Genomic DNA, 7,346 nt, shown 5'->3' with positions numbered 1-7,346 from the left:
CTCGATCCGATTTCCTCGGTGCTTTCCAGGTTCCCGCTCCGCTTTCGCTTCGCGTTTCCCTTTCCGGCGGTTCCGACTCTATCAGATCCTTTCGGTGTCTGACTCCCAGTCAGGGGGGTTTGTCTTCCCGGCTGTTGGGCCGTTCCGACGAGTGAGACTTTAGCGGATTCCCTGCCCCCGAGCTAATCGGGGGCGTCGTCCTTTCGAACGCGGATTCCTCATTTCGCAAATGCGCACGCCAAAAAAGTCGGCGCCGAAGCGACGATGAGTGGCTGGGACTTGCGGAATGGCTGTCCGGGGACCGACCTAGATCGGCGCTCACGTCGGACAACTCGGAGAACAGTACGGATCGAGGTGAGGTGTGTCAACTCGCTGCCGTGAGGTTCAGTCCTTCTTGCCGGAGGCGAGTTCGCGGCTGCGGTCGCGGGCTGCTTCGAGGGCGGCGATGAGGGCGGCGCGGACGCCGTGGTTCTCCAGCTCGCGAATGGCGTTGATGGTCGTACCCGCCGGGGAGGTGACGTTCTCGCGGAGCTTGACCGGGTGCTCGCCGCTGTCGCGCAGCATCACGGCGGCGCCGATCGCGGACTGGACGATGAGGTCGTGGGCCTTGTCGCGGGGCAGGCCGAGCAGGATGCCGGCGTCGGTCATGGCCTCGACCAGGTAGAAGAAGTACGCCGGACCCGAGCCGGACAGGGCCGTGCAGGCGTCCTGCTGGGACTCGGGGACGCGGAGCGTCTTGCCCACGGCTCCGAAGATCTCTTCGGCGTGGGAGAGGTGGTCGGCGGTGGCGTGGCTGCCGGCGGAGATGACGGACATCGCCTCGTCGACGAGGGCGGGGGTGTTGGTCATGACGCGCACGACCGGCGTGCCCGCCGCGAGCCGCTCCTCGAAGAAGGAAGTGGGGATGCCTGCGGCGCCGCTGATGATCAGGCGGTCTGCGGGGACGTGCGGGGCCAGTTCGTCCAGGAGGGCGCCCATGTCCTGCGGTTTGACCGTGAGGATCAGGGTGTCGGCGGTCTTGGCGGCCTCGGTGTTGGTGACCGGGTTGACTCCGTAGCGGGCGCGGAGTTCCTCGGCGCGTTCCGGGCGCCGGGCCGTGACCAGGAGGTCGGCGGGGGCCCAGCCGGCGCGGATCATTCCGCTGAGCAGGGCTTCGCCGATCTTGCCGGTGCCGAGGACTGCGACTTTCTGGCTCATGGGGGTCAGTCTGGCACCGGGGAGTGGGGGGTGGGGGTGGCCGTCCGGTGGGCGGAACAGCGGGGTCACACCGTCCGTCGGCGTAGTGTCGCCGCCCCGAGGGCCAGGACCAGGAGTGCGCAGCCCGCGACGATCAGGACGTCCCGCACGAAGGTGGTCGTCATGTCGGTGTGGTGGAGGACCTGGTTCATGGCGTCGACGGCGTAGGACATGGGGAGGGCGTCGGAGACGGCCGTCAGGGCGGGGTGCATGGCGGAGCGGGGCGTGAACAGGCCGCAGAGGAGGAGCTGGGGGAAGATCACCGCCGGCATGAACTGGACCGCCTGGAACTCCGAGGCCGCGAACGCCGAGACGAAGAGGCCGAGGGCCGTGCCGAGCAGGGCGTCGAGGAGGGCCACCAGGAGGAGGAGCCAGGGCGAGCCCGTCACGTCCAGGCCCAGGACCCAGACCGCGAGGCCGGTGGCCAGGGCCGACTGGACGATCGCGAGGGCGCCGAAGGCGAGGGCGTAGCCGGCGATGAGGTCGGCCTTGCCCAGGGGCATGGCGAGGAGTCGTTCGAGGGTGCCGGAGGTGCGCTCGCGCAGGGTGGCGATGGACGTGACCAGGAACATCGTGATCAGCGGGAAGATGCCGAGCAGGGAGGCGCCGATGTTGTCGAAGGTGCGGGGGCTCGCGTCGAAGACGTAGCGCAGCAGGACCAGCATCAGGCAGGGGACGAGGATCATCAGCGCGATCGTGCGCGGGTCGTGGCGGAGCTGGTGCAGGACCCGGGCGGCGGTGGCGGCGGTGCGGGAGGCGTTGAGCGCGCCGGTGGGGGCCGCCGTGGGAGTGACAGGGGCGTTCGTACTCAACGGGTTCATCGGGTTCGTCGAGTTCATCGGGCTCGTCGGGCTCATCGGGTCGGCTCCTGGGTGCGTGACGCCGCGGCGGCTTCGTCCACGAGGCGGAGGAAGGCCGCTTCGACGGTGTCCGTGCCGGTGCGGATGCGCAGGGCGTCGGGGGTGTCGTCGGCGAGGATCTCGCCCTCGCGCATGAGCAGCAGGCGGTGGCAGCGCTCGGCCTCGTCCATGACGTGGGAGGAGACGAGGAGGGTGGTGCCGCGGGTGGCGGCGAGGTGGTGGAAGAGGCGCCACAGGTCGCGGCGGAGGACGGGGTCGAGGCCGACGGTCGGTTCGTCGAGGACGAGGAGTTCGGGGGCGTCGAGCAGGGCGACGGCGAGGGAGACCCGGCCGCGCTGGCCGCCGGAGAGGGCGCCGGCGACAGCGTCGGCGTCGCTGGTGAGGTCGACGTCGGTGAGGGCCTGAGTGACGTGTGCGTGGCGCCGTTCGGCGGCGGCCCGGCCGGGGTCGAGGATCGCGGCGAAGTACTCCAGGTTCTGCCGGACGGTCAGGTCGTCGTAGACGGAGGGGGCCTGGGTGACGTAGCCGACGCGGCTGCGCAGGGCGGGGTGGCCGGCCGGGTGGCCGAGGACGTCCAGGGTGCCGGTGACCTTGGCCTGGGTGCCGACGACGGCGCGCATGAGGGTGGACTTGCCGCAGCCGGAGGGGCCGAGGAGGCCCGTGATCCGGCCGGGCGGGACGGTGAAGCGGAGCTGGTGCAGGACGGTGCGCCGGCCGCGGACGACGGTGAGGTCGTCGGCCCGGACCGCATTATTCATCATGCGATGAATAATTGGCCTGGGCGGCCGTGGAGTCAAGGGGCGTGGGGATCAGAGCCTGAGGGCGACGAGGAGGAGGACGTCGTAGGTCTCCTCGACGGTCCCGTCCGGGAAGACCTCCAGCAGATGGGCGCGCTCCTCCTCCAGGAAGGCGGTCCTGCGGTCCTCGGGCATCACCAGGAAGTCCGAGTGGCTGCCGACGTTCGCGAGGTGCGCGTCGATCGGAACGCGGCGGCTCCAGCGGACCTCCTCGCGGACGAAGTCCAGGCGCCCGCTGGGGTCGGCCAGGTCGGTGCTTCCCTGGGCCCGGCGCTTCTTGGCGGCGAAGTCCACGCCCAGCAGGCGGCCTTTGCGGTCGGCGGCCTCGCCGATCCATTCGACGTCGAGCGCGTCGGTGTTCCACCACAGCGCCAGCGCGCCGCCCGGCCGCAGTACGCGCAGGGCCTCCGGCACCGACCGGGTGGTGTCCGTCCAGTGCCAGGCCTGGGCGTAGGTGACGAAGTCGGCGTGGGCGTCGGCGACGGGGAGGGCGTTGCCGTTGCCGCGCACGATCGGGATGTGCGGCAGCCTGCGGCGGAACTCGGCGGCCATGCCCTCGCCGGGCTCGACCGCGAGGACGTCGGCGCCGCGGTCGTGCAGGAGGGCGGTGGAGATGCCGGTGCCGGCGCCGACGTCCACGACCTTGGCACCGGTGAGCGAGCGGCCGGCCACGTCCTCGACGGCGTCGAAGAGCGCGGGCGGGTAGGAGGGGCGGTGCGCGGCGTACTGGGCGGCCGCGGCGTTGAAGGAGCGGGCGCGGAGGGCGTGCGAGGGGGAGGGCGTCGTGGTCATACGGCCATGGTGGTCGACGCGAGAGGCGGGTGCGGGGGGTTTCGGGCTGGTGTGGAGGGCTCGGGCGGGGCGGGGAGCGAGTACGGGGGCGGGGCGGGCTGCGACACCCGGTCTGGGAGCGGCGGTGGTCAACGGGACGTGGAGGCGGAGCTCCACGCGGGCGCGTGCGACGTCCCGCCGGGTCGGCCCTCCGGGCCTGGCTGCGCCGCGGCGGTCAACGGCCCGCAGGGGCGAAGCCCCGCGCGGGCGGGGGCGCGTCGGGCCCGGGTCCGCCGCAGCAGGCACCAGGCCGCAGGGGCGGAACCCCCGCGCGGGCGGGTGCGGCTTCCGGCCGGGTGCGCCGTAGCGGGCGCCGGGGCCCAGGGGCCAAGCCGCACGCACGCGTGGGGGCTTTACTTGCGGCGTTTTTTCTTCGACGGGTTGCCGGTGCGGCGGGCGGTGCGGCGTTCGTGGGCTTCGCGGGCCGTGTCGTACTCCTCGCGGTGGAGCTTCTCGCCGGGGGCCTCGCTGAGGGAGCGGAAGAAGTAGGCGAGGAGGGAGCCGACGAAGCCGACGGCGAGGAGGCCGCGCAGGGAGGCCTGGCGTTGCGGGTCGTGCCGCTTGCCGAAGCCCTCCCAGGTGTTGCGGAAGGCGAGCGCGCTGCAGATCGCGAACATGGCGATGACCAGCACGGTCACGAAGGAGCCGGTGTCGGCGATGCGGATGCCGTCGTAGGCGAAGCGGAGCACCAGACAGGAGGCGACGGCCGCGGCGAGGGAGCCGACGGCGACGCCGGCGCGGCGGGCCGCGTAGCCGTCGTCGTGGTTGACCCAGGAGGTGCCGAAGAAGCGCAGGGGCTCGGGGCGGGGGCCGCCGCCCTCGGCGGACGTACCGCCCGAGGAGCCCGCCGGGATGTCCGGGGTGCCGGTTTCGTCGCTCACAGGAACGATTATGGCGAACGGGTACGGCGCCGGGTGGGGGCGGGCTCCGGTGGGGTCAGCCGCAGCGTGAGGCGACGTAGCCGCTGCTGCCGGTCTGGACGTAGGCGTCGGAGACGTATTCGCCGTTGTCGATGTTGTCCCAGATGTTCGTCGTGCCGTACGGGCCGGAGACCGTCGTGCCCGGGGACTGGCAGAAGATCGGGACTCGGGTGTTCTCGGGCAGCACGCGGACGATCCCGTAGCTGGTGCCCGGGCCGCCGCGGACGTTCAGGCGAACACCCGGGGCGACCGCGTACGTGCGGACGGCAGCCTCCGCAGCCAGCGCGTCGCTGACGGCGCCGCTCTCGGTCTCCTCGGCATTGTCAACAGCCATGTGAATCCTCCCCGTTGAGCCCATGGCCACCATGGGCGTCGGTCATCCCCGTGATCGAGCCGCAGCACAGGTGTGCGCGACTCGCGCGCGCAGGCTAGCAAGCCGCCTCTGTCTCGCACGAGTCATCGACTAGGCTCCGTGCGTCGCGCGCGCGGACGAACAGCACGGGGGTGGTCCCATGGCGCCACGGAGAGACACGGGGGCCGGTGCGGAAGCGGAACTTCCCGAGTACGCCGGCCACTACCGCCTGGAGTCCTCGCTCGGGTCCGGTGGCATGGGTGTCGTCCATCTGGCGCGCAGCACCTCCGGGCTGAAGCTCGCGGTGAAGGTCGTACACGCCGAGTTCGCCAGGGATCCAGAGTTCAGGGGACGCTTCCGGCAGGAGGTGGCCGCGGCCCGGCGGGTGAGCGGTGCCTTCACCGCGCCCGTCGTCGATGCCGATCCGGAGGCCGAACGGCCGTGGATGGCCACCCTGTTCATCCCCGGTCCCACGCTCTCCGAGCACGTCAAACGGAACGGGCCGATGCCGGCGGCGCAGTTGCGGCGGCTGATGGCCGGGCTCGCCGAGGCCCTGCGCGACATCCACCGGGTCGGCGTCGTGCACCGGGATCTGAAGCCGAGCAACGTGCTGCTGGCCGAGGACGGGCCCAAAGTCATCGACTTCGGCATCTCGCGGCCGAAGGACAGTGAACTGCGCACCGAGACCGGCAAGTTGATCGGTACGCCGCCCTTCATGGCGCCCGAGCAGTTCCGGCGGCCGCGGGAGGTGGGACCGGCGGCGGACATCTTCGCGCTGGGGTCGGTGCTGGTGCACGCGGCCACCGGGCGCGGGCCGTTCGACTCGGACAGCCCGTACGTCGTCGCCTATCAGGTGGTGCACGACGAGCCCGATCTGACCGGGGTGCCGGAAGGGATCGCCGCACTGGTGCTGCGCTGTCTCGCCAAGGAGCCCGAGGACCGGCCGACGCCCGACGAACTGATGCAGGAACTGCGGTCGGTGGCGGCCTCGTACGACACGCAGGCGTTCATACCGGCGCAGCGTACGGGCGGCGGGGCGGCGGACCCGCGGTCCCCTGCCGAGGAGCGGTCCGGTACCGAGGAACGGTCCGGTGTCGAAGCGCGGCCCACGCCGGTGGGCGGGGGGCGCGTCGGGCGGCGGGTCGGCAGGAGGGCGGCCGTGGGCGCCGGGGCGCTCGCGCTCGTCGTGGCCGCCGCACTGGCCTCGGTCCAGCTGATCGGGGGCGCCGGTCCCCGGCCGGCCGGTACGAGCCCGCACACCAGGGCCGCCGCGTTCAGCTCCTGGCACACCGAGCCGGCGCCCGGGGCCACGGGGATGCCGCAGTGTGCGTACGGGGCGGGGACGGTGTTCTGCGCGCGGACCGGTGCCGCCTTCGCCCTCTCCCCCGGCGACGGAAAGCTCCTGTGGCGCCGCTCCACCGCTGCCGAGCCCGTCTGCGGACCGCCGGTGCTGGCCGACTCCCTCGTGCAGTTCTGCACGGCCGGCGCCTCCCTGCTGACGGCGCGCGACCCGCGCTCCGGCGGCCAGGCGTGGAGTCGGCGTCTGCCGCGCGGAACGACGGTCCGGTACGCCGGCGCCACGGCCCTGATCGCGGGCGCCGACGGGACGGTCAGCGGTGTGGACGGCAGGTCGGGCCGTACGACGTGGCACCGGCGTCTGCCCGGGTTCAGTACGCCCTCCCTCGCCTCGTTCCCCGGGGATCCGGTGGCGTACGCGACCGGCCTGTCCCCGGACGGGACGCACACGCGCGTGGCCGCCGTGGATCCCGAGACCGGCGCGGTGCGGTGGGAGACGACGCTGAACGGGGTGTTGGAACCCGTGGGCAGCCAGGGCGGCTCCCTGTTCCTCCTGTCCGTCGACACGGCCTCCGCGGCCACGAACGCCGTGGTCCGCTACACCCCGGCCGCGAAGACGTCGCGTCGGGTGGCGCTGCCGGTCCCACGCCTGTCACCGCAGGCCACCGTGTACGACGACACGGTGTACCTGCTGTCCGCGGGGGGCGCGCTGGAGGCCGTCGACCTGGCCGCAGGCAAGCCGCTCTGGCATCTGGAGACGTCCGTCAGCCGCGGTTCGGCCCCCGTGTCCGACGGCGCGCATGTCTACTTCACCGCGGCCGACGGGCGCCTGCTGGCCGTCGACGCGCGCGGCGGGCGCCTCGTCGGGCAGACTCCGGCGCGGCTCGGCGCCGACGCGGGCGTGGTCACCGCCGACCTGCCGGCGCCTGTGGTCGTCGGCGGTCACGTCTACGCCGGTGCCCCCGACGGAACCGTGTTCGGGGTGGACGCGCGTGATCCGGCCGGGTGGTGAGCCGTACCGGCATGCGAAGGGGCCGCCCCACCGGGAGCGGCC

At 72.7% G+C, this 7,346-nt stretch carries 7 protein-coding genes; 1 reads left to right on the top strand and 6 read right to left on the bottom strand.

The window, feature by feature from the left end:
• Positions 1 to 384: 384 nt before the first annotated feature.
• The 6 genes from proC to ACZ4MF_RS07370 form a co-directional block, all read right to left on the bottom strand.
• Positions 385 to 1,197 carry a pyrroline-5-carboxylate reductase gene (gene proC / locus ACZ4MF_RS07395; RefSeq protein ID WP_467490633.1) on the bottom strand — a complete coding sequence of 271 codons (813 nt, stop codon included), beginning with the start codon at positions 1,195 to 1,197 and terminating at the stop codon, positions 385 to 387.
• A gap of 65 nt (positions 1,198 to 1,262) precedes the next feature.
• Positions 1,263 to 2,057, bottom strand: a complete 795-nt coding sequence (locus tag ACZ4MF_RS07390; RefSeq protein WP_467490695.1) for an ABC transporter permease — start codon at positions 2,055 to 2,057, stop codon at positions 1,263 to 1,265.
• Positions 2,058 to 2,089: 32 nt separating this feature from the next.
• Positions 2,090 to 2,857 carry an ABC transporter ATP-binding protein gene (locus ACZ4MF_RS07385; protein ID WP_467490631.1) on the bottom strand — a complete coding sequence of 256 codons (768 nt, stop codon included), beginning with the start codon at positions 2,855 to 2,857 and terminating at the stop codon, positions 2,090 to 2,092.
• A gap of 48 nt (positions 2,858 to 2,905) precedes the next feature.
• On the bottom strand, positions 2,906 to 3,685 hold the full coding sequence (locus tag ACZ4MF_RS07380) for a class I SAM-dependent methyltransferase (protein WP_467490629.1): 780 nt from the start codon (positions 3,683 to 3,685) through the stop codon (positions 2,906 to 2,908).
• Positions 3,686 to 4,077: 392 nt separating this feature from the next.
• A complete protein-coding gene (locus ACZ4MF_RS07375) occupies positions 4,078 to 4,605 on the bottom strand; it encodes an EamA/RhaT family transporter (RefSeq protein ID WP_467490627.1) in 528 nt (175 codons plus the stop codon).
• 55 nt (positions 4,606 to 4,660) lie between these two features.
• A complete protein-coding gene (locus ACZ4MF_RS07370; RefSeq protein WP_467490625.1) occupies positions 4,661 to 4,978 on the bottom strand; it encodes an SH3 domain-containing protein in 318 nt (105 codons plus the stop codon).
• A gap of 178 nt (positions 4,979 to 5,156) precedes the next feature.
• Between ACZ4MF_RS07370 and ACZ4MF_RS07365 the strand changes: the two genes are divergently transcribed.
• The gene (locus ACZ4MF_RS07365; protein ID WP_467490623.1) at positions 5,157 to 7,304 is read left to right on the top strand and encodes a serine/threonine-protein kinase; all 2,148 of its coding nucleotides are present in this window, start codon (positions 5,157 to 5,159) and stop codon (positions 7,302 to 7,304) included.
• The last annotated feature ends 42 nt before the right edge of the window (positions 7,305 to 7,346 follow it).

Source organism: Streptomyces sp. NPDC025793 (assembly GCF_055558375.1).
Note: the sequence above shows the minus strand (reverse complement) of the source record. Positions and strands in the feature narration are given on the sequence as shown.